Here is a 20,528-nt window from a genome sequence, read left to right on the forward strand (position 1 = left end):
TTATTGGTATATCCATAAAAGTTATTACTTTTAGAATGATTTATTAACATGAAGAGCCGTATGAAGGGAGACTTTCACGTACGGTTCTGTGGGAAGGCAAGGGTGCGATTCCCTTGCCTGACCCGATTATATATTGTAGTTTATACCATTTACTAAAAAAAATCCTGTAAGAATCTAAATTCTGTTAAGGGGAAGTCAACAAATTTCAAATAATACTAATTATGATTTTATTTAAAAGTAAACGATTTTTAAAAAAGGTTGCATTACCAAAGGCCTGGTCGTATAATATAGGCCTGCTATTATTGCGGTTCAACTGTGCTTTAATGTTATTTCACGGCTGGTCAAAATTTAACAATTTTGCAAAGGACAGTGCTGAATGGCCTGATCCATTTAATTTGGGTTCAACGTTTAGTTATTCCTTTACTGTTTTTTGCGAGTTAGTTTGCACGCTTTTCTTAGTTTTTGGACTGTTTACCCGTTTTGCTCTTTTTCCTCTTATCGTTCTTCTGTTGGTGATTGTTTTATTCATTCACGAGGGCGAGCCTATAGCAGACCGAGAACATGCGATACTCTATTTGCTACTCTATGCTGCGCTATTTTTTACGGGCCCAGGCGAATACTCTCTAGATAGACTTATATATAAGAAAGATTACAAGTAACACCATAAACCCATAAATAAAGTAAAATGGAGCATCAGTGTATGAAAAAAATTTTAATATGTGATAAGAATAAAGCTTTAGCCAATTATGTTAAATCGAGGTTGAAACATTTGTTCACCATCGAAAAATATAGTAGAGACAAGGTTGAGATGATGGCAGAGTCCTATTTGGCGTGTATTTTAATTGTTTTATGATAAAGTCGATTTATTTGAGCTAATAACAATTACCAAATACCATAAAAATGTTATCATAGGCACTTCTTCTAAGGAGATAATTGAGCATTTAAAACAGGAGAAAGAAGATATAGCTTTTTTTGATTTTCGTGATACTAAGTACGATATCGGTAAAAAAATTGAGAGCATAATTCACTTATTTGACCAGTAGTAGTGCGGGATTTTTACTTTGTGGGTGTGATTACAGGACTTACGATTGCTTAACTAATTTGCTTCCTGGATTTAATGATTGAAAAGTGTTAGTAAGGTTACGTTTTTTATCAACTCTAATATATTGACTTTAGTCAATTTTGATCAAACTTTTTTCAATTTATTTTGTTAAAATTAATTCAATAAAGAGAGTCGCGTTTTTTTGATTTCTGTTTCTCAATTATTAAAGGATTTCAAGGCGCAAACAGGACCACTTTAAAGCATTTGTAATTATTAACTTATTGAAAATTGATAACAGCTATTCATACTTACTTGCATTCAATTAAAGTGGTTTGTCCGCAAGTTACGCAAATAGCACTAGATTATATTGAGAGTGGCTTGGTAGTTTCTAAAGTATCGGCCAGGCAACTATATAGTTCTCCGAATACTATGCAAAAAGAAGTTGGATTTTTGTATTCGGGATTGATTAGAGTATATTATATCGAACATTTTGGAAATCAAATTTCTGTAAAATTCATCAAGGAAAATGAATTTGCAACACACTTCTCAGCTTTTATTACAGAGAACCCAACTAAATATTACTTTCAATGTATAGAGCCGAGTATCATAGTTAAAATCCCTTTTAGCCACATTGAAGCAGGCTATGAAACGTTTCCGGTTCTAGAGCGCTATGGTCGGTTAGTTGCAGAGGAGGCATTGAAAATTCATCATCGTCGTATTGAAAGCTTTCTCTTTGATACAGCTGAAGAGCGCTACTTAAAGTTTATGAAAGAGCATCCTGATTTACTTGAGCGAATATCCATAACCAATTTGGCGTCTTACCTTGGAGTTGAGCGGCAAACGCTAACCCGTATAAGAAAGAGGATAGCTGTTACTGGGTTGTTAGATTCAAGAGAGTCTATAAAAACAGCTGATCTTACTCCTTGATTGAATCATAGAATCTGTTGTTTTGTTTGTTTATTTTGAATCTCAATTTTTTTCGAGGTATTTGTCAATGAGTAATTGTTGCGATGCTGCTAAATAATACAAATACCTGATAAGTCTTGAAGTAGTACCTGTTTTATAATTCTTAAATGTTTCCCGTCAGAGTATTGATTTACTTATTGCGATTGACTGGTAAAAGTATTGTTTAAAGTGAAAATTGTTTTATTGACTTTCATCAATTTATACCATTTCTGTTTCAAATTACTTTGCACTAATCTAAAACATACAACAAATGAAGAAGTTATTAATTTTATTTACATTATTTATTAGTGCAGTATCTTTTGCACAAACTGGAGTAATAAGAGGGACTGTAACTGATAAGCAGTCTGAAAAAAGCATTGCTGGTGCTACTATTGAATTATTAAGCTACCCAACTAAAGGAAGTACAACTGATGATAAAGGAAATTTTGAATTATCAAATGTTCCTTTGGGCAGACAAACCATAAGAGTAAGTTTTATTGGTTATGAAAGTTCGACGGTGCCAGATATTGATGTTACAACCGGAAAAGATGTTATCATTTCAGTTTCATTAATTGAAAAATTTGATACTTTAGAAGAAGTTATTATTGTTAGTGATGGTAACAATAAAGCAAAATCCATTAATAAATTAGCCGCCGTATCGGTTCGACAATTTTCTCCAGAAGAAGTTAACAGATACGCTGGTGGAAGAAGTGATGTAGCACGATTGGCTTCAAACTTTGCAGGTGTTTCTACTGCTGATGATAGTAGAAATGATATTGTTGTTAGAGGTAACTCTCCAACAGGCTTACTTTGGAGATTAGAAGGAATTCCAATTCCTAGTCCAAATCACTTTGCAACATTAGGAACTACAGGCAGTCCTGTTTCTGCACTAAATCCAAATTTATTGGCCAATTCCGATTTTATAACTTCTGCATTTCCTGCTGAATATGGTAATGCCATTGGTGGTGTTTTTGATTTGGGACTTAGAAAAGGTAATAACAAAGAATATGAGTACTCTGTTGGAGTAGCTGCATTTCCAGGAGCAGAATTAATGGCAGAAGGTCCTATGGGTAAAAAAGGAGGTTCGTTTTTAGTGGCTGGTCGCTATGGAATTGTTGGTGCATTAGGCTTGGCTGGAACGGCAGCACAACCTAATTATAATGACATATCATTTAATTTAGATTTTGGAAAAGGAAGGTTAGGTAATTTTTCTGTTTTTGGAATTGTTGGTAATTCAAATATTGACTTAATTGGAAAGGATGTTGAGTTAAGTAGTGATGATCTTTTTGCAACTAGAGATGAAGATAGTTTTGTAACTTCTGGTTTTGGTGTTTTTGGATTAAAACACACTATAGACATTGGTTCTAAATCATATTTAAAAACCATAATAAGTGGCTCTACAACTAGCGAGACTTTTGAGCGAGACAGGTATTTTAATTTAGAAACACCTGCTGAATTCAAAGTACGTTGGACAGAAGTTGACAATTCTGAAAACAGATTTACATTTTCTACACTTTTCAACTCTAAAATTTCTAAGAAAATAACATTTAGAAGTGGTTTGTTATTTGAGAATTTTTCATTAGAAAACAAGTTAACAGATAGAGATAGACAAGACGATAATGATGGCGATGGTCAACCCGATTTCGTGAATTTGATTGATAATGATGGCTCCTACTCTATTATTCAACCGTATGCCATGGGACAATTCAGATTAACTGAAAAATTAACCTTTAATGCCGGTTTACATGGACAATATTTTTCTTTAAATGAAGAGTTTGTTTTCGAACCAAGAACAGCTTTGACTTATGCCATCAATAATAAAAGTTCTTTAAACATAGGATATGGTTTACACCATCAAAATGTAGCTGCTCCATTATTATTTTTAAACGAAAACATCGGTGGAAATCTAGTCCAAAGTAATAAAGAATTGGATTTGGTAAGAAGTTCTCATTATGTTTTAGGATATGACCTAAGATTTGCAGATAAATGGAGAGCTAAATTTGAAGTGTATTATCAAGCTATTGACAAAGCAGCAGTAGAAAAAACACCATCAAGTTATTCATCACTTACCGAAGGTGCAGATTTTGGTTTTTCTACAGACAAAAACTCTTTAGTAAGTACAGGTGAAGGATTTAATCAAGGTATTGAATTTACATTAGAAAAGTTTTTTAGTAAAGGATACAACTTACTCTTCACAACTTCACTTTTCGAGAGTAAATATACAGGTAGCGATGGAATTGAAAGAGACTCACCATTCAATAACGGATATGTAATAAATGCCTTAGCAGGAAAAGAATTCAAAATTGGAAAAGCCAAAAAGAATGTGTTTTCTATCAATACCAAATTTACAACTGCTGGAGGTCGCTATTATACACCAGTAGATTTGAATGCCTCAATTGCTGAAGGCTTTGAAGTAAGAGATGAAACTAAAGCATACAGCGAACAATATGATGCTTATTTGCGTTTGGATTTAAAATTTGCCTTTAAATTTAATAGTAAGAAAAAGAAGAGCTCACATCAATTTTATATAGATTTACAAAACCTTACTGGTAACGAAAATGTTTTTTCAAAAGATTATAATAGATTAACACAACAAGTAAATCAGATAAATCAAATTGGATTTCAACCAGACTTTGGTTATAGATTCCAGTTTTAAGAGTAGTTAGTTTCATGTTTGATTTTGTTGATTTAGAGTTTGTAAGCACCAAAATGCGATGCAAGCTCTATTTCTATAATTTTTTAAAAGTAATAACATGCTTCATAGTTTAGAACAGTTTACTAAAAAATATGTTGAGTTTAATTCTACTGAATTATTTACATTGGCAAGTTTATTTAAACCTGTATCATTTAATGAAAATGATTTTATAATAAAAAAAAGTCAACGTGTATCAAATATTTATTTTCTAGATAGTGGCGTTTTGAAATCATACATTGAAAACAATAACAGAATGTACAATGTTAAATTTTATTTTAGTCCTATCTTTTTTTCAGATCTAAATGGAATAATTAACAAAAAAGGAACCAATAGAAATTTTACTTCAGTCAAAAAATCTAATATTTTTATGGCTAGTTTTGAGGACATTAAAAAACTAAATACAATATCAGAAAAACACAAACATTTTTTTAAAATGATTTTTGAAGATGACTATATGTTCAATTATATTTTTTAACAAGCTAGTTCAATTTATAATAAAATGACAGATAATTTAAGATTTTTTCTTTCACGATTTGCTAAATTAAGTGATGAAGAATTAGAAGCTTTTGTAGCAATTTTTACTCCTTTAAGTATTAAGAAATTAGACCATCTTTTTTTAGAAAATGACATGGTATCGCATATCTACTTCATAAATGATGGAACTATGAGAGGTTATTACAATAGAAGAAATACTGAAATTACTACTAACTTCTACTTTGGACCTACCATTGTGACCGATTTAATTGCTGTTCGCACTAAAGAACCTACTAAAATGAATGTTCAAGCGCTCAAATACTCGAATTGTATGGTTGCTAAATTTTCTGATTTAGATGATTTAATTGATAAATATCCAAATATAGAAACTGTTTTTTTTAAATTTTTAGAACATTTATACCTATTTGGTGTTATGAGGCAACATTCATTTATTTTTGATACACCTCAAGAGCGCTATGTGAAATTATTTGGTGAACGTCCAAAAGTTGTCGCAGAAATTCCGCAACGGTATATCTCTTCTTACTTAGGCATAAAGCCTGAAACTTTGAGTCGTATTAGGAAGCGTATCTTTAAAAGTCTGTGATTATGGAGAACTTTAAAATGTTTACCACAAATTTTGTTGAGATGTCTGAAAATGAGCTCTCCTTATTACAGGAAGTGTTTCAGCCTATAAAAGTAAAAAAGATGGATCATGTTTTCTCGGCAGGCTCCTATGTTACTGAATTGTTTTTTTTTGATAGTGGTGTTTTTAGGGCGTATGCATTGAAAGATGGTGAAGAATTTACCACAAAGTTTTTGTTTGGGCCAACCATATATGCTGAACTCTTTTCAATTCGAAAACATCAACCTACTTTTATAAATATTCAAGCGTTGAGTGATTGCGAATGTTATAAAGCCAATTTTATTGCCATTGAACGTTTAATGATTCATCATCCAGGTATAAGAAGGCTCTTTCTAAAGCTATATGAAAATATTTACATGACTGGAGTGAAAAGGCAGGTTTCTTTTATGATTGACTCGCAAGCAAAGCGTTATACTGATTTGATAGCAGAAAACCCAAAAATACTTGAGCAAGTTCCGTTGCAATACATCGCTTCATTTTTAGGAGTAAAACCAGAAACACTCAGTAGAATAAGGAAAAACAATAATGACATTTAACCTTAAAATTTCAACATATTCTTTAATAGGATTATATGTTAAACCATTTATAATCATAACTTTAATTTGTAGCGTGACAACTTTAAATGCGCAAAGTTTTTTTAAAAAATACTTTAACAATCTTATTAATAATAAAAGTGATATAGAACAACCACAACTTTTGTTATATCCTACGGTTTCTTATGCTCCTGAAACAACCTGGGAGATAGGCTTGAGTTCTTTGTATGTTTATTATGCCAAGCGTGACACCATTAACAGATTGAGTGAGATAAGTGGTTTTACTTTTTTTACTTTAGAACAACAATATGGATTGTGGTTAGACCATGCCATATATTCAGACAGCGATCGTTGGTTTTTATTGGGGAAATTACGCTTCCAAAGTTTTCCATTGTATTATCATGGAATTGGTACAAATACGCCCAAAGAATATACTGCTCGTGTAGATGCTAATCAAGTTTTCATAAAAGAAAGAATTTTAAAAAAAATAAAGAAAAATTTATTTTTAGGATTAGAAATAGATTATCAAAGTCTATCTGCTGTCGATTTTGTTTTAGCAAAATCCATGAATAATAATTTTAAATTTCCATTAGGTAGTAATGGCTCTAATAATTTAGGATTGGGAGTTGGATTAGTTTATGATAGTAGACACAATGTTTTAAATGTTAGAGATGGTTTTTTTTCAGAGTTAGGTATTCTTAATTCTAACTCAGTTTGGAGTAGTAATTATAATTTTACTTCTATTTATTCCGATACTCGTTTTTATAAACCGATGGGTAGTAAAAATGTATTAGCAACCCAGTTGTTAGGTCAATTTAATTTTGGTGATATACCATTTAATCAACTCTCACAATTAGGAGGCGAAAGTATGATGAGAGGATATTACTATGGTAGATATAGAGATAATCATCAATTGGCTGCTCAAGCTGAATATAGATTTTTACCCATTCCTTTTCATTTTACTAACAGAATTGGTGCAGCTGTATTTGCCAGCACGGGAACAGTTTTTAATAAAATTGAGAATTTATCAATTCATAATTTAAAATTTTCAGCTGGTGCAGGTCTTCGCTTTTTATTATTTCCAAAAAAAGACATTTGGACAAGAGTAGATTATGCGTTTACAAGAGAGGGAGGAGGCTTTTACTTATTTATCGGAGAGGCTTTTTAGTTTAAGCACCAAAAAATATTAGGTACCTACATTAATCTCAAAATTATATTTTAATTGTAAAAAATAAAGCTAAATTCTAAAAAAATCAGCTTTAAACGATAATAAGCTTTTAGAGTTTTCATAAAATACATGCTTCTTTTTACAAAACATCCTTTTACTAATTGACATATGATAAAAAAAGAAATAGAAAAAATAACTGAAGTTGTTGCAAATTTCTTATCAGGAATTTTGACAGAAGAATATAGCATTCTATTTGAAACCAAAGCAGCTTATTGGAATTTTGAGTATAACAATTATAAATCAAAAAAGATTTTTCAATCTCAAGTAATAGAAATTAGTTTATTAATTGAAGAGGTTGAAAAAAAGTTAGTTACACTTGATTATTTTATTACTTTTTCTCAAAATGATTGTTTTGACTATACTTCATCAGATATAAATTTTAAAAAATGGAGTAAGGTTGAAATCTTAAAAAAGAATATTGCAAAGCAAGAAAAATTGATTATTAAAGTTGATGAGTTTAAAGACTTAATTAAATATCAACTTGATGTTGATACAGAATTGATTCTACTTAATATACAAAAAAAACATAAAGAACTTATTAAGCAACTGAAAAAATCAAAAATAACTTAATTTCTAATCGATGATAGAAAAAATTAAACAATTAGATAGCGAATTGTTTCTGTTTATTAATGGAAATAATAATCCTTTTTTCGATGTAATGATGTATTGGTCTAGCGACAAGTTCGTAATTAATTCAATATTGGAAGTTGTTTTGATATATTCTGCAATCAAACTGCGAAGTGATTTAGTTAAATTAGGTTCAAAATTTCCAAGATGTGATACTTCCAAAGTAATATCATCTTTTTACTTCTCCATATTTACCTTTTACACCTACTTTGGGATAAGAATAAACTATCTTTCTCAAACTACCTTTCTTGTTAGTATTAGGATGATTAGGAACTATATCAAGAATTGAATTATCAATTATAGTGGTAACTTCTTTTAGTTTTCTTTTAAGATCATTTCCGGTGTCAGTGCTATTTTTTACTATCACCATATCAATATCTTCTGAAAATCGTTGTATAACATTATAGCATTTTGATAATGATGTACCACCTTTAAAAACAATCAAATCTTTCACATCCGAATGAAAAAGTTGATGCAAAGCATAAGTAACCCAATAATCTTTTTCAATAAAAATCTCAGGAATTTCAAAGTATTCTGCAGCAGCTACGATGGCTCCTTCAAAATTGTTTTTATCTAAATGTAAATTCATTATACTATATTCCAAGAGTTAACAGTCGAAAGCATTTTAGGAGTAATTCCATAGTCATAGCTACTCGAAGGATTTATCGATTTTTTCAATAAAGAAAGGTTGACTGTGTCAACATTCATCGCTTCCAAAAGAGCACCAAGCAAAGCCCTAACTTTGGGGGGATAAGCAACTCCATAAGTAATCAGTTTTTTTATTTCAGTGGTATCAAAATCATAAATGACCTTCTTTAAATAAACAAGGCCATCACTTTTTTGCAAGTCAGGAATAGTATTCAAATCTTTTATAACATCCAATAACTCCAAATATTTAATAGTATCAGCAGTTACTTTTACATAACTTTTCGCTGGCTTAATTACAACATTACCTACTTTACCTTTAATTTGTTTGTCCGAAGAAGCCACTCGTATAGAACTAGGGACTTGTGTCGTCAAACCCAATCTATTATACAATCTCGTACCAGTAATATAGGCAACTTGCTTGTTTTTCTCAAACAAATAAAGTGAAAGTAAAACATCTTCTCTAGGCTTTTGTTCGCCAAATACAGAAACTTTTGGTTTATAATAATAACCTTTTCTAGCTCTTTTAATAACTCCTTTATCAACTAATCTACTTAAGGCTTTAGAACCAGCAATAATCTCATCTGAAGTTAATCCAAGAGTATCATATCCGAATACATCACCTGCATCTATTCGGTTTATTTTAGCTACTATTTTATCTGTTACTTTCATACTCAGCAACAAAGATAACTATTTTATTTTAAATGTCAAGTTTTTTCTATACTTTACCTGACTTGTTATCTACATTAAAATCTATAAAATAATCATCAATTGCACCTTTACAACTATCTATACATTCATTATCTCATTCACCTGCACAAAAACTGTCTTTAGTCCACGTATTTCTGAAACCTATTCTTTGTTTTCAACATTTCACTAATTTAATTTCCCAATAACGAGAACGTACTCTTGGTTTAGCAGTAGAATGACGTTTTAATCTCCTGTTGCCACTCCTTCCCAACGCTCCAAAAAAAATTACTGTCACAATTATTGAAACAATAATACGTACACTGCGTGACTTGCGCCAGTAATTTTTTTCCCCAAGCTTCTTTACATAATGTTGCATTATAGTGCATAAGGACTATCCTGCTACTAATCAAAATCTCGGATGCACTATAATAACATTATGTAAAAAAGCCGCTCACCCAACGCTCGTGCCAGTGGCTCCAGGACAACTTTTTTTGTAGCTCCCATCGCATCACCCAGCTACAAAAAAAACCGTCCTTCACCACTGTCTTAAATAACGTTCACTATTTCATAGGAACATTTACGGTCATAATTACTTTTAAGAACCTTTACCATAACTGTCTTTACCAGCGTTGAAGTTATATAGGAAGTGTTTTCATTACTTTTGTAAGTTCAAAAAATGGCTTTGAAATTTAGTTGTTTGCCTATGGTTAAAGCCATTTTTTGAACCCACAAAACCAAATCCCCAGCAAGAGTATCGTTGTTTTATTTGCCTAGAAATACCCCAATAATTGGTTGCCGAAAAGCAGATGCCATACCAGTTCTAAACCAACAATTTAAAACATTTAAACCTTAAACTTTTATACAACAACTCGGCATCAGCTTTTCACCAAACCAATCACAACGACCACAATAAGCAAATAAAAAACGATACCCTTGCCCAAACAACGCTAGTACTACTATTCAAAATTCCAAAAAATCCTTCCACCGATTAACTATTGTCTTTCTAATGAAGTTTCTAATTAGAATTAAAAAAAATAAATAAAAAAAGGAAGCAAAGATAAGTTCCAGGTATTCAGAAAAGCAAGTTCAAGCCCTCCGGGTTTTAGAAAAAATCTCCACCCTACGAATGTAGATAGAACAATAATTATCACTTTCAGGACTGACCACTAAAAACTGAATACTGCACACTTGAGCCGGGTAGTATTTTTTCTGAAAAACTTGCTTTTTTGAAACCTTCCACTTGGACGAATGGCTTTCTTTTTTTCTTTTTTTTCTTTTGAAATGAATATTCTTCGCTTCCAATTTAAAATAACATTTGGCGAAAAAAATTTTAATGGGCGGAGCGTAGCGAGGCAAACCTGCATTCATCAGAAACACCATAGGAAGTTAGAAAAACCCTAATTTTTAAATCCGAAGCCATGATGAATTTTATCGTTAAAACCCACAAGAAGGATACCATGTACAACAAACCTCACTTTTTTGTTTTAAACAAAGGAATGAATAGCGGAAAGCCACAAAATGAGCCATTCACAAATAGCTTTGTAGTAATCTTTGACAGTGAAACTGATTGCGAAAATATTTTTTGGATTGCCTATAGCTTGTGGAAATCTAAATTCTGGCACCAGCATTTAGTAGGCTCTGTAATTTCATTTTTACGTCTTCCTGATTTCAAAAGAGAGTTTTTTCCAAAATCTCAGCTCATGATGGAGGAACACGAAGCACATTTAAAGCATGTTGAAGCTTTAAAACTTCTTGAATTAAAAGAAAAACAATTTCACGAAAACATCAATTTAATCAACGATATGCGTAGAGTTATTGTGCATCGCTACTGCAACAAGTAAAAAATTTTCTATATATTTGAATTAGTAATAAAGTCTGACGATTGTTAGACCTAACTACCCGATATTGGTTGTATAGGTCTAATTATATAAACCTTAACGTGGAGAAATCGGAGTTACACAGAAAAGCTCAATAAACTAAACTTTGCTTATTCCATAAATCAAAATATTTAGACTTAAGTTCTATTAATTCTTTATGATTTCCACTTTCTACAATTTGACCATTCTCCATAACCAAAATTGTTTCTGCGTTGGCAATTGTACTTAACCTATGCGCAATAACTATTATAGTTTTCCCATGATTTTTGAAGTCATCTATAACTTCTCTAATAATCTGTTCTGAATTGGTATCTAAAGCAGAGGTTGCCTCATCCATTAATAAAATTTCAGGATTTTTATATAAGGCCCTTGCAATAGCAATTCTCTGTTTTTGACCTCCTGACAGCATTGCCCCATTTTCTCCTAGTTGTGTTTCAAAACCATTTGGAAGTTTTTCTACAAATTCAGAAATACCAAGTTGTTTTGACAAATCTAAAATTCTTTGAATGTTTGGAAACGATTCACCAAGAGCAATGTTTTCAATAATATTTCCAGAAAATAAATTCAATTGTTGTGGTATAACTCCAATCAAGTTTCTTAAACTTTGATAATGAATGTGCTTTAAATCATAATCACCGATGTTAATTTTTCCTTCTTTTATTGGATACAAATTTTGTAGTAATGCAATCAAAGTAGTTTTACCACTTCCACTTTCACCAACAACTGCTGTGGTTTCATTTTTCTTGAATACAGCACTAAAATTTTTAAAAACCTCTGTTCTTGTTCCGTAACTAAAAGTTACATTATCGAAAACAATATTATCAATAGTATATATTATAATACTAATTTGTTTGGCACTTGTTGGTGATTAGTTGTCTCTCAAAGTTAATTCTATGGTTTCTCTAAATTTTTTGTTAGTTAATATTTTCAGTTCAAACTCTTTCATACTTTTTTGTAATTCAATAGTTTCAAATGTCGATAAATTGTTAAAGAAATATGCAAGTTCTGTTTTGTTACCTTTATTATCTGTTGAATAAAGTGCTTTTGTCAATACAAATGCGGTAGAACCGCCTTTCATACCAATATGTTCAATCCGTTCTTCATTTTTTGGATTCTCTAAAATATATTCCATTACTTCTTCTAAATGTTTTTGTGTTATTGCATCAAAGTAGTTTCGACTATTTATTTTTTCCATAATACTAACGTAATCAGAAACGGTTGAACTTGGTAAATTATCTGACCACACTTTTTGAATATCCATTCTTAAATTAACTAATTTTTTTTTATAAGTGGTATCGACTTTTAATTTATTGTGTATAGAATTTGATATTTCAATATATTTTTCTTTTGAAAGTATTTTCATTTGGCTTGTAAGTTCTTTACCTTTTAATTTTGGGTATGTATCGTTTGCTACAAATAGTGCAGAGACAAAATAATAAATAGATGAATGACTTTTTAATTTTAAAATTTTAATTCTTGAATTTATCTTATTAACGCCTAATTTTTCAATTAGCCACTCGGTATTTGCATTAGAACTATATTTCATCATTCCTTTTGCAATTTCTCTTATTGTAATTTTATTATTAAATACTTTTTTTGAAACTGATTTAATCCACTTTAAATGAGAATCACCATCAGTATTTTTAATATAATATTTATTAATATCGTTCAAGTCAACCTCTTCATTAGGATTAATAATCTCGTTCTTTACCTGACAAGCATATTCAATAGCAATTATAATCTTAACTGTGCTCGCCAAAGGCATATTTTTATATGGATTTTGAATTGCAAATACAGTATCATTTCGTTGCAAAAAAATTGCACTTCTGTTAGGATTTTTTTTAATAAAATTAAGCACAGTCATTTCGTCTGGACTTAAAATACTAGTCGCAATTGAAATAATGATTATTACTATTGATATAATTAAAACAAAAATTATCAATACTCTTTTTATCATTATCGAGGTATTATTCAAAAATTATTAAGGGAAAATGAAAAAAGACAACATAAAATGAGCTATTTATATTGTCTTCTATAATTATTTCAAATTACAAATGTTTATTTATAATAATTATCATTTTTACTTTTAAAAATTTCCCCATCTTTTTTAATAAAAGGTAAAGAAATAAGTCCTGCTATAATTGCAGAAAATATGCTAGAAAATATATTTTGAACACTAAAAGGTAACATTTCAAAATCCTTTATGTCATCAGTTTTTTCTCCAGAAGACTGTAATAGATCTTCTAAAGAACTTGCATAATCTTTTGACAAAGAATTGTCAAATAAAAAATAAATTGAATCAAGTATAGTGTATATCAAAATTGAAATTAAAATTACAATTAACACCTGATAAAGTTTCTTTAAAGGTTGCTCGGTTTTCTTAATATCTAATTTTCTAACTTTATTAATGCCAATAATATTTACAATTATAATGGTTAGAAATAAATAAAAACCACCTATTAATGGTAACATTATTACTTCGCCCATACTAATTCCATTATTTTGCAACAATGTAGTAGTTAAAAGTGTTAAAAGAAAGGTAATTACACCAATCAGCATACCTAGTTCAACTAAAGGAATTATTTTTTTAATTTTTTGAATCATTTTTTAAAATTTTATAGTTAAAGAAAAATTTTGTATAAATAAATGAAATAGCAAAAATAAATCCTGAATATTTATAGTCATCAAAATTGAATATTAAAAATAATATTAAAATTGGTATTAAAATTCCAAAACTTAAGACTGATATTGAAATTGCTTTCTTTACATAAAACATTAGTTTTGAATCGTTCATTTGCTCTAAGAAGAAATTTAAAATATAGTGATAAATCACAAAGAATAATATTATATAAATTATTTTCATTACTTAATTTAGTTTACATTCAGCATCACAATTTAATGGAATTATTTTTCTTTTTACTGAAAGCTCATTATATAAAAAACTTCCAATTTTAGTTATTTTTAAGACAAATGTAAATGGTAATAAAATCCATAAAATCACAAGCCTTTTGTTTATTTCAAAAATACTATCAAAACCATAAAAAGATAAATCATCACTTGACTTTGAAAACATTAATTTAATTTTCTTTTCATCTAAAATTTCAGAAGTCCTAATATCTTCAACTGCTATAAGATTAAAAAAATCTAATTTAGTTACAATTCTTTTAAACTTCTTACATATTGGACACCATCCATCAATGTATATTGTAAGCTTGTTTACCATATTTATTAATTTTTGATTTTAATTTTTCATAAAAACTTATCCAATCATTATTTGCAATAAAAAATCCTTGAACAAATATAAATACTAATTGAAAATCATATATCATCATAAAAACATAAATAGATATATGTAGTATTACTGCTAAAATAATAATTAACTTCTTTGTATTCTTGAACCATACTAGTGCAGGATAAAACAGTTCAATTAATATAGTTGCATATGTAGATAAAGTTACAAAAATGGCATTTTTTGCTAGTGACAAATTATAATTAGTTCCTCTAAACCTTTCTAGAGACATGGTGTAATAAGTTGCAATACCATTAAACCATAGATCAGCATGAATTTTATGTATTGCTGAAATAAAATAGGCTAAACATAAATGCAAACAAATAGAAAAACCTCCAAGATTTGATAAGAAAACATTAAACTTTAAATATTCGGGATTTTTAAACAGCTTTGGGCTAATTGAGAAATAGTTATATGAGTCAATAAAAATCATATAAATCATAATAAATTTCAATAAATTGTCACCTCCATTTAAAATACTAGGACATAAATTTTGCAAAATTTCGTAGAAAATAAACAAAATTAATGCTGTTAAATTTTTTCCAATTCCAAAAAAGTAAAATAAAATCAGAATTACGTAAAAGAAATAAAAAAATTGAAAATTCTCTCTTAAAACATTGCTATTAATATTAAAAAAATCCAAAAGTCCTGACTCTTCATGAACAAAGAATGATTTTGACATGTAAAGTAAATCTTTATATTCCCATGAAAGGAAAACTTTTTTTAGTAAATGAAAGCAAATAAATATTCTAAAAAATGCAGAATAAAAACTAAACTTATTTTCAATACTAAAATTGTCTATAATTTTTTTCATATTCTAATTTGAACTGTCAAAAATTAACTGCTCATTTTCTTTAAAGTTTTTTTTATATCTATCAATAAATTTAGGTACTTTGGTTTGTGTTATTTTTAAATAAACATTATAGTCATCATACTCTATTTTATTATTTAATGCTACCTTTTTTGAATAATTCAATAGTGTTTTAAATGGTTTTGTTGACTCTATAACTTTGTTTACTTTTTTTGTCAACTCAAATTCATTAATTTTTTTATTCTTTAATTTTGCTTCATATTCATAAGATTCTCTTACAGCTCTTATGCCATCAGTAATAAGATAGATAGAATTAGATATTAAATAATCTATCAAATCTTCATTTCCATTAAATGGTGCATTACTAGATTTCTGCTTTAATAAAGGCTCAATAACTTCATAGACAATAATCTCACCTTTATTCTCTTTTTTTTCAAAAACATAATAAAGTCTATCATTAGATTGTGGTGGTGGTGCAAAAAACCCCCATCTTTGATAAAAGAAAGTATTGAATTTTTCACTATATTCAATTAAACTGATATTTATAAAGTTATCAGGAGTTGCAAATATTAATGTTGTAATTCCATAAAATAAAAACAACCCTGAAACCAGGGTTGAAAATATATATCTAAACATATAATTTTATTTATCTAAATTATATAGCTTTTCTTTTTTTAATTCTTCATTAGAAATATCACTGTTAGCAACTCCAAAAATGGTATAAGTCATTTGTTCAACCTCTGGTGTTAAATGAGTTGCAGTTCTTACGACTATTCTTGTAAATCCTACAGCAGCTCTAACTAGTCCAGTGATTCCAACATCACCTCCTTTGGCATGAGTTTGATTACTTGAATAGACTTGAATTGCCTGACCATAATCATCTGATTTTTGGTCAAAACTCATCAAAAATGTTGCTCCAAAAGCAAATAAACTAAACATTGCGATTTTCTTACTAAATAAATTCATAATTTAAATTTTTTAATTAAACTTTTTTTGTTTTTATCAAAACTTTTTTTCTTAATATTTTGATATTGCAAAAATGCAAGGTTATGTGATAATTGTTCAGTAAAAAAGAGGCTATAAATAGTATTTATTTACATCTCTTTAGTAAATTTTTACTAAACAATTAATATTTTATAAATAAAACACTAAATTTACACACCACAATTTTATCAAAAAAATTAATCTTAAATCTATATTATAGAATATATGGTAATTGGTAATAAACTAAGAAAATTAAGAATGGAAAAAGGATATTCGCAAGAATATTTAGCAGAGGTTTTAGAAGTTTCACAAAAAACCTATTCTAATATGGAAAATAACAAATCATCGTTATCAATAGATACACTAAAAAAAATAGCTGAAGAATATAAAATTGATATAATTGAGCTTTTATCAGATGATAGAGTGATAGTTCAGAACAATAGCTCTAGAGAAAGTAGTACTTTTCAAGGTGGGATAATTATAAACCACATGTCAGAAGAACTTCTTAATCAAATGAAAGAACGAATTGAAGAATTAAAAGAAACAATATCTGAAAAGAACAAACAAATTGAACTTTTAGAAAAAAGATTAAACAATTAAACATAATTGTTGTTTCATAAATTTGAAAAGACTTTTTTATTATACTTACATATTAATAAAATATTTTTTGCTTTTTTTCTACTTAAGGCTTTTGTTTTTCAGGTAGGACTTACCCACAAAAAAACAATCATAATCCTGTAAAAAATCCATTCGGGGATAAATCTCCAAAGCGAAACATCAGGGGTTTTCTTTCTAAATTCTCCTCTTAACATAAATGGTTTTTGCAATGTTGATGTTTGAGTTGCAAGAAAAATGAGGGTATAGCCTTAAACATTTGGAATGGTCAGTTTTAAGTATGATTGCTCACATTTATTTGTACTTAAAATGGGAATGAACAGCGGAAAGCCAAAAAAAAGTTCCTTTCACCAACAGTTTTGTTATCATATTTCAAAACGAAACAGATTGCGAAAACATATATTTTGTGGCATTAAGCTTATTGCTAATAATATTTTGGTACCAACATTTAATCGGTTCTGTAATTACATTTTTACGCCTTTAAGAGTTCAAAAAACAATTCAATCCGCTAGCCAGTTTAATGATGATGGAACACGAGTAGCAATAAAAAATGTTGTAGCTCTCAAACTTCTGGAACAAAAAGAAAAGCAGTTTCACGAAAATTTGTACCTTATTAGTGATTTGCACAGAGCCATTTTATTCAGTTATTGCAGAAAATAAAAAAATGCATGGTTCAAACGGACTAGGCATTTTTACTAAAACTTATTTATTTTTTTTAGTTGAACCTATAAAATTTAAATCTCTCTCCAAACCCAAACCACAAGTAAACCAGGATGTTTGAAACCAACATCCCTTTTTTTCTTTGATAAAATTAAATCGTTTACTTGGTATCAAAACTTGAACTTTATGCTGCTGGAACATTTCGCTTCGCTTTTTCCCTTCTAAAGTTGTTATAGGAAGTAACATCATAAAAGGTTTATCCAATTCAAAAGCTCGTTTCAAGAATTGATCTTTCAGAGAATAGGGAGGATTTGTAATAATCAAATCATACTGCTGTGGTTCGTATTCAAAAAAGTCCAAACCATCTTTTATATGTGATTTAATTACTTCAAAACCATTAGCTTTTAAAACAGTGACTATTTCACTATTCTCAATGGCGGTGCATTCCCATATAATTTTAACAGTATCAGGAATATAAGGAAGAATGCACTCTATAGCTTCTTTTGGTGTGTATAATTCGTCAAAAGCACCTCTTTTTATATAATCAATTTTGTTTTGTATCATAAAGTTATTTTTAAATAAAAGAGCCCATTCCGTTAGGTTTGGGCTTTCAATTTGTTTAACCCAAAGGTCACCACTCCCGAAACTTCGGGATAGAATTAGACTATTTTTTGTGCTTCTTATTAAGGCTTTTAAGCAGTAACGAAATCGTAAAACTGACAATTGCTCCTACAGTAGCTAAGATAACCGTTTTGGCAATATCATCAGAGGAAAGATTAGGTACAATACTTAAAAATGTACCTCCAGCAGTTCCCATCAATGTGGGGTTATTTGCTGTCATCAGTTGTAGTAAGCTGACTTGTAGCCGACAAAACTCCGCCAGCTACGGTAGCATAACCACCAATGGTAGTTACAATGGCAGGCAGAGCTATAGGAGCAGCTAAAATAGTTCCTCCAACGGCAGCCAATGCCAACCCAACAGTTCGAAGCACTTTGAAAAACTTTGGCGTGGGAGCTTTTGCTCTATTTAGTATTTTTTTCATAATCTATTTTAAAGATTGAATTAGTATTTTGACACTTTCTTTATTGTCCAAAGCTTTGTAAACAAAGTTTTTTAGCTTCGTAAAAGCTTTTCTCGACATCAAACCTAAACCAGGTCCAGAAAGTTTTGTAACTGGAGCGATACAACCCTGCAATTCTTTTTGAGCATTATTGGCAGGATGAAAAAGAATAAACTTTCTATTCGCTACATTCACCAATTCCAAATGCCATTTGTATTTTGCACTGTATCGCTTTCTAATAAAATATTTCCCTTCCGGAACACAGGAAACCTTCGTTTCGTTCATCATCTACGGCAATTCAATGGTGTTACAAATAAATTTGCCTTCGCATTCGAGTTTACCATTTGTTCCGTCAGGGAAATAGGTTCTAGTTAAGTTAAGTATCATCTCTGAATACTGTCAACTGTGACTGAGCACTCATTAAACGCCGCTATCAACTTTCGCAATTGACAATGGATTAAATGCACCATTTTTCAAAGGATACATCTGCCCATTAATTTGCTGATAAAATTCAACTCCCAATGCCAAAAACAAAGGTTTAGTACTAGCAGCAGTAACAGCATTCACTTGGTTAATAACAGCTGTTGGTGCTGCATCCCACGGCAAAATTGCAGTTTCAGAAGTAGCAACAACAAACGTTTCAGCTTCAAAATCTACCTCCGCACCGCCAGAAATAATTTTAAAGTGAGTTGTTCCACTTGGTGCAGCAATCATATTAGCAGGAATAAACGAAGCAATATCAACTGAAATTTCTCCAGCAGTACGATCAATTGTTGCTACAAATGGAGCATACAAACTAGTTCCAAGTTTCCCACGAATGTTAAACTCAAAACCAGCAAGTAATTCTGCCTCACCATCAATCACATTTCTCAAACCTCTTTCGCTTACCAAATCAGCTTGGATAACTTTTACCATTCTTTGGGTTAGTCTACTTACCATTCTGCTATCTGCAGAATTCAAAAGCAAAGCTCTCAAAGAAGTTCTCAAAATCTTTCCGGCTTTTCCAGCACGTCCAAACTCAGCTCCATTTTCTCGCGTTCTCTGAAACGCAGGGTCACTAGCAATTCTGCTCGCATCAATTCCACCTTTCTCACGAGCCAAATGACCATCTTGCGTTTTGTAAAAAGTAATATCTCCGATAGTACCTTTCAATTTAATTATGCCTTTCTGTCTAGCCATAACTTCAAAATTTTGTTAAACATTCATCTAAAATCTCCTTCATTCTTTCAATCAGTTGCAACCACATTTTGAATGATTAAAACAAAGTTTACAAAGCATTTCATTAAATAAAAAGTAACAAGTGTACCATATGTCCAAAATCGACACAAGTGTCTCAAATGAACATAAAAACGGGTCATTATAACTAAATTGCACGTCAGAAGTATAGCATAGCTATATCAAAGGTATAGATAAAGTATGAAATTGAATAATCAGAGGGTTTGCATCTATCCGAAGGACATACAACGAATAACAGGCAAGAGTTATCGTCAAAGTACTAGATTAATGCAAAAGATAAAAAAAGACCTCAATAAGCTCGAAAATGAGTTTCTAACGATTGAAGAGTTCTGTACATATAGTGGCATAAAATATGAACAAGTAACTCACTTGATTTTTGGTTAAGATTGGAGAAATACAAAAACAAATTTTAATCAAAAAAAGCATATCTAAGCACCTAAATAACCAGTTCAAATTTTAGTCTTGATGCTTTA

At 29.9% G+C, this 20,528-nt stretch carries 27 protein-coding genes; 12 read left to right on the forward strand and 15 right to left on the reverse strand.

Features of this window, described 5'->3' with window-relative positions; translation table 11 throughout:
• The first annotated feature begins 221 nt into the window (after nucleotides 1-221).
• The 9 genes from WFZ85_RS09730 (at nucleotide 222) to WFZ85_RS09770 (ending at nucleotide 8,130) form a co-directional block, all read left to right on the forward strand.
• Nucleotides 222-659, forward strand: coding sequence for a DoxX family protein (locus tag WFZ85_RS09730; RefSeq protein WP_342696104.1), 438 nt, complete (start codon nucleotides 222-224; stop codon nucleotides 657-659).
• 41 nt (nucleotides 660-700) lie between these two features.
• Nucleotides 701-853, forward strand: a complete 153-nt coding sequence (locus WFZ85_RS09735) for a hypothetical protein (RefSeq protein WP_342696105.1) — start codon at nucleotides 701-703, stop codon at nucleotides 851-853.
• 477 nt (nucleotides 854-1,330) lie between these two features.
• Nucleotides 1,331-1,969 (forward strand): Crp/Fnr family transcriptional regulator, encoded by a 639-nt coding sequence (locus tag WFZ85_RS09740; RefSeq protein WP_342696106.1) that lies wholly within the window; start codon nucleotides 1,331-1,333, stop codon nucleotides 1,967-1,969.
• A 289-nt stretch (nucleotides 1,970-2,258) separates the two neighbouring features.
• On the forward strand, nucleotides 2,259-4,643 hold the full coding sequence (locus tag WFZ85_RS09745; RefSeq protein ID WP_342696107.1) for a TonB-dependent receptor: 2,385 nt from the start codon (nucleotides 2,259-2,261) through the stop codon (nucleotides 4,641-4,643).
• Nucleotides 4,644-4,740: 97 nt separating this feature from the next.
• Nucleotides 4,741-5,157, forward strand: coding sequence for a cyclic nucleotide-binding domain-containing protein (locus tag WFZ85_RS09750; RefSeq protein WP_342696108.1), 417 nt, complete (start codon nucleotides 4,741-4,743; stop codon nucleotides 5,155-5,157).
• A gap of 24 nt (nucleotides 5,158-5,181) precedes the next feature.
• A complete protein-coding gene (locus WFZ85_RS09755; RefSeq protein ID WP_342696109.1) occupies nucleotides 5,182-5,760 on the forward strand; it encodes a Crp/Fnr family transcriptional regulator in 579 nt (192 codons plus the stop codon).
• A 2-nt stretch (nucleotides 5,761-5,762) separates the two neighbouring features.
• Entirely contained in the window at nucleotides 5,763-6,335 is a 573-nt protein-coding gene (locus tag WFZ85_RS09760; RefSeq protein WP_342696110.1) for a Crp/Fnr family transcriptional regulator, read from the forward strand.
• Nucleotides 6,325-7,500, forward strand: coding sequence for a BamA/TamA family outer membrane protein (locus tag WFZ85_RS09765; RefSeq protein ID WP_342696111.1), 1,176 nt, complete (start codon nucleotides 6,325-6,327; stop codon nucleotides 7,498-7,500). The genes WFZ85_RS09760 and WFZ85_RS09765 overlap by 11 nt, the downstream gene beginning before the upstream one ends.
• A 168-nt stretch (nucleotides 7,501-7,668) precedes the next feature.
• Entirely contained in the window at nucleotides 7,669-8,130 is a 462-nt protein-coding gene (locus WFZ85_RS09770; protein ID WP_342696112.1) for a hypothetical protein, read from the forward strand.
• A gap of 3 nt (nucleotides 8,131-8,133) precedes the next feature.
• Here the strand turns inward: WFZ85_RS09770 and WFZ85_RS09775 are convergent, their stop codons facing one another.
• From WFZ85_RS09775 to WFZ85_RS09785, 3 genes are read right to left on the reverse strand one after another with little or no spacing between them, the layout of a single operon-like run.
• Nucleotides 8,134-8,349: a hypothetical protein gene (locus WFZ85_RS09775; RefSeq protein WP_342696113.1), complete on the reverse strand. Its 216-nt coding sequence runs from the start codon at nucleotides 8,347-8,349 to the stop codon at nucleotides 8,134-8,136.
• Nucleotides 8,350-8,356: 7 nt separating this feature from the next.
• Nucleotides 8,357-8,776 (reverse strand): nucleotidyl transferase AbiEii/AbiGii toxin family protein, encoded by a 420-nt coding sequence (locus tag WFZ85_RS09780; protein WP_413789736.1) that lies wholly within the window; start codon nucleotides 8,774-8,776, stop codon nucleotides 8,357-8,359.
• Nucleotides 8,776-9,504: a DUF6088 family protein gene (locus WFZ85_RS09785; RefSeq protein ID WP_342696114.1), complete on the reverse strand. Its 729-nt coding sequence runs from the start codon at nucleotides 9,502-9,504 to the stop codon at nucleotides 8,776-8,778. Before WFZ85_RS09785 ends, WFZ85_RS09780 begins: the two co-directional genes overlap by 1 nt.
• A gap of 1,436 nt (nucleotides 9,505-10,940) precedes the next feature.
• On the opposite strand from WFZ85_RS09785, the gene WFZ85_RS09790 reads away from it, so the two are divergent.
• On the forward strand, nucleotides 10,941-11,363 hold the full coding sequence (locus WFZ85_RS09790) for a DUF6943 family protein (protein ID WP_342696115.1): 423 nt from the start codon (nucleotides 10,941-10,943) through the stop codon (nucleotides 11,361-11,363).
• A gap of 127 nt (nucleotides 11,364-11,490) precedes the next feature.
• Here the strand turns inward: WFZ85_RS09790 and WFZ85_RS09795 are convergent, their stop codons facing one another.
• The 7 genes from WFZ85_RS09795 to WFZ85_RS09825 all read right to left on the reverse strand — a co-directional run bounded on the left by WFZ85_RS09795 (nucleotide 11,491) and on the right by WFZ85_RS09825 (nucleotide 16,465).
• Nucleotides 11,491-12,246, reverse strand: coding sequence for an ATP-binding cassette domain-containing protein (locus tag WFZ85_RS09795; RefSeq protein WP_342696192.1), 756 nt, complete (start codon nucleotides 12,244-12,246; stop codon nucleotides 11,491-11,493).
• Between the two features lie 21 nt (nucleotides 12,247-12,267).
• Entirely contained in the window at nucleotides 12,268-13,356 is a 1,089-nt protein-coding gene (locus tag WFZ85_RS09800) for a serine hydrolase (protein ID WP_342696116.1), read from the reverse strand.
• Nucleotides 13,357-13,457: 101 nt separating this feature from the next.
• Entirely contained in the window at nucleotides 13,458-14,003 is a 546-nt protein-coding gene (locus tag WFZ85_RS09805; RefSeq protein WP_342696117.1) for a DUF4199 family protein, read from the reverse strand.
• 262 nt (nucleotides 14,004-14,265) lie between these two features.
• A complete protein-coding gene (locus tag WFZ85_RS09810) occupies nucleotides 14,266-14,622 on the reverse strand; it encodes a DCC1-like thiol-disulfide oxidoreductase family protein (RefSeq protein ID WP_342696118.1) in 357 nt (118 codons plus the stop codon).
• Complete coding sequence (locus tag WFZ85_RS09815) at nucleotides 14,594-15,502, reverse strand: hypothetical protein (RefSeq protein ID WP_342696119.1); 909 nt, start codon at nucleotides 15,500-15,502, stop codon at nucleotides 14,594-14,596. The genes WFZ85_RS09810 and WFZ85_RS09815 overlap by 29 nt, the downstream gene beginning before the upstream one ends.
• A gap of 3 nt (nucleotides 15,503-15,505) precedes the next feature.
• On the reverse strand, nucleotides 15,506-16,135 hold the full coding sequence (locus WFZ85_RS09820; protein ID WP_342696120.1) for a hypothetical protein: 630 nt from the start codon (nucleotides 16,133-16,135) through the stop codon (nucleotides 15,506-15,508).
• 6 nt (nucleotides 16,136-16,141) lie between these two features.
• Nucleotides 16,142-16,465, reverse strand: a complete 324-nt coding sequence (locus tag WFZ85_RS09825) for a hypothetical protein (RefSeq protein WP_342696121.1) — start codon at nucleotides 16,463-16,465, stop codon at nucleotides 16,142-16,144.
• Between the two features lie 243 nt (nucleotides 16,466-16,708).
• Here WFZ85_RS09825 and WFZ85_RS09830 point away from each other — a divergent pair, with 243 nt between their 5' ends.
• Entirely contained in the window at nucleotides 16,709-17,083 is a 375-nt protein-coding gene (locus WFZ85_RS09830; protein WP_342696122.1) for a helix-turn-helix domain-containing protein, read from the forward strand.
• Between the two features lie 279 nt (nucleotides 17,084-17,362).
• Nucleotides 17,363-17,758, forward strand: a complete 396-nt coding sequence (locus tag WFZ85_RS16470; RefSeq protein WP_413789737.1) for a DUF6943 family protein — start codon at nucleotides 17,363-17,365, stop codon at nucleotides 17,756-17,758.
• Between the two features lie 42 nt (nucleotides 17,759-17,800).
• On the opposite strand, the gene WFZ85_RS09835 is transcribed toward WFZ85_RS16470, so the two are convergent.
• The 5 genes from WFZ85_RS09835 to WFZ85_RS09855 form a co-directional block, all read right to left on the reverse strand.
• Entirely contained in the window at nucleotides 17,801-18,322 is a 522-nt protein-coding gene (locus WFZ85_RS09835) for a hypothetical protein (protein WP_342696123.1), read from the reverse strand.
• Nucleotides 18,323-18,422: 100 nt separating this feature from the next.
• The gene (locus WFZ85_RS09840) at nucleotides 18,423-18,599 is read right to left on the reverse strand and encodes a hypothetical protein (RefSeq protein ID WP_342696124.1); all 177 of its coding nucleotides are present in this window, start codon (nucleotides 18,597-18,599) and stop codon (nucleotides 18,423-18,425) included.
• The gene (locus tag WFZ85_RS09845; RefSeq protein ID WP_342696125.1) at nucleotides 18,586-18,801 is read right to left on the reverse strand and encodes a hypothetical protein; all 216 of its coding nucleotides are present in this window, start codon (nucleotides 18,799-18,801) and stop codon (nucleotides 18,586-18,588) included. Before WFZ85_RS09845 ends, WFZ85_RS09840 begins: the two co-directional genes overlap by 14 nt.
• Before the next feature lie 3 nt (nucleotides 18,802-18,804).
• Nucleotides 18,805-19,107 (reverse strand): DUF5675 family protein, encoded by a 303-nt coding sequence (locus WFZ85_RS09850; RefSeq protein WP_342696126.1) that lies wholly within the window; start codon nucleotides 19,105-19,107, stop codon nucleotides 18,805-18,807.
• 132 nt (nucleotides 19,108-19,239) lie between these two features.
• A complete protein-coding gene (locus WFZ85_RS09855) occupies nucleotides 19,240-19,998 on the reverse strand; it encodes a hypothetical protein (protein WP_342696127.1) in 759 nt (252 codons plus the stop codon).
• Nucleotides 19,999-20,528: the final 530 nt, after the last annotated feature.

Source organism: Flavobacterium aureirubrum (assembly GCF_038739835.1).
GTDB lineage: Bacteria > Bacteroidota > Bacteroidia > Flavobacteriales > Flavobacteriaceae > Flavobacterium > Flavobacterium aureirubrum.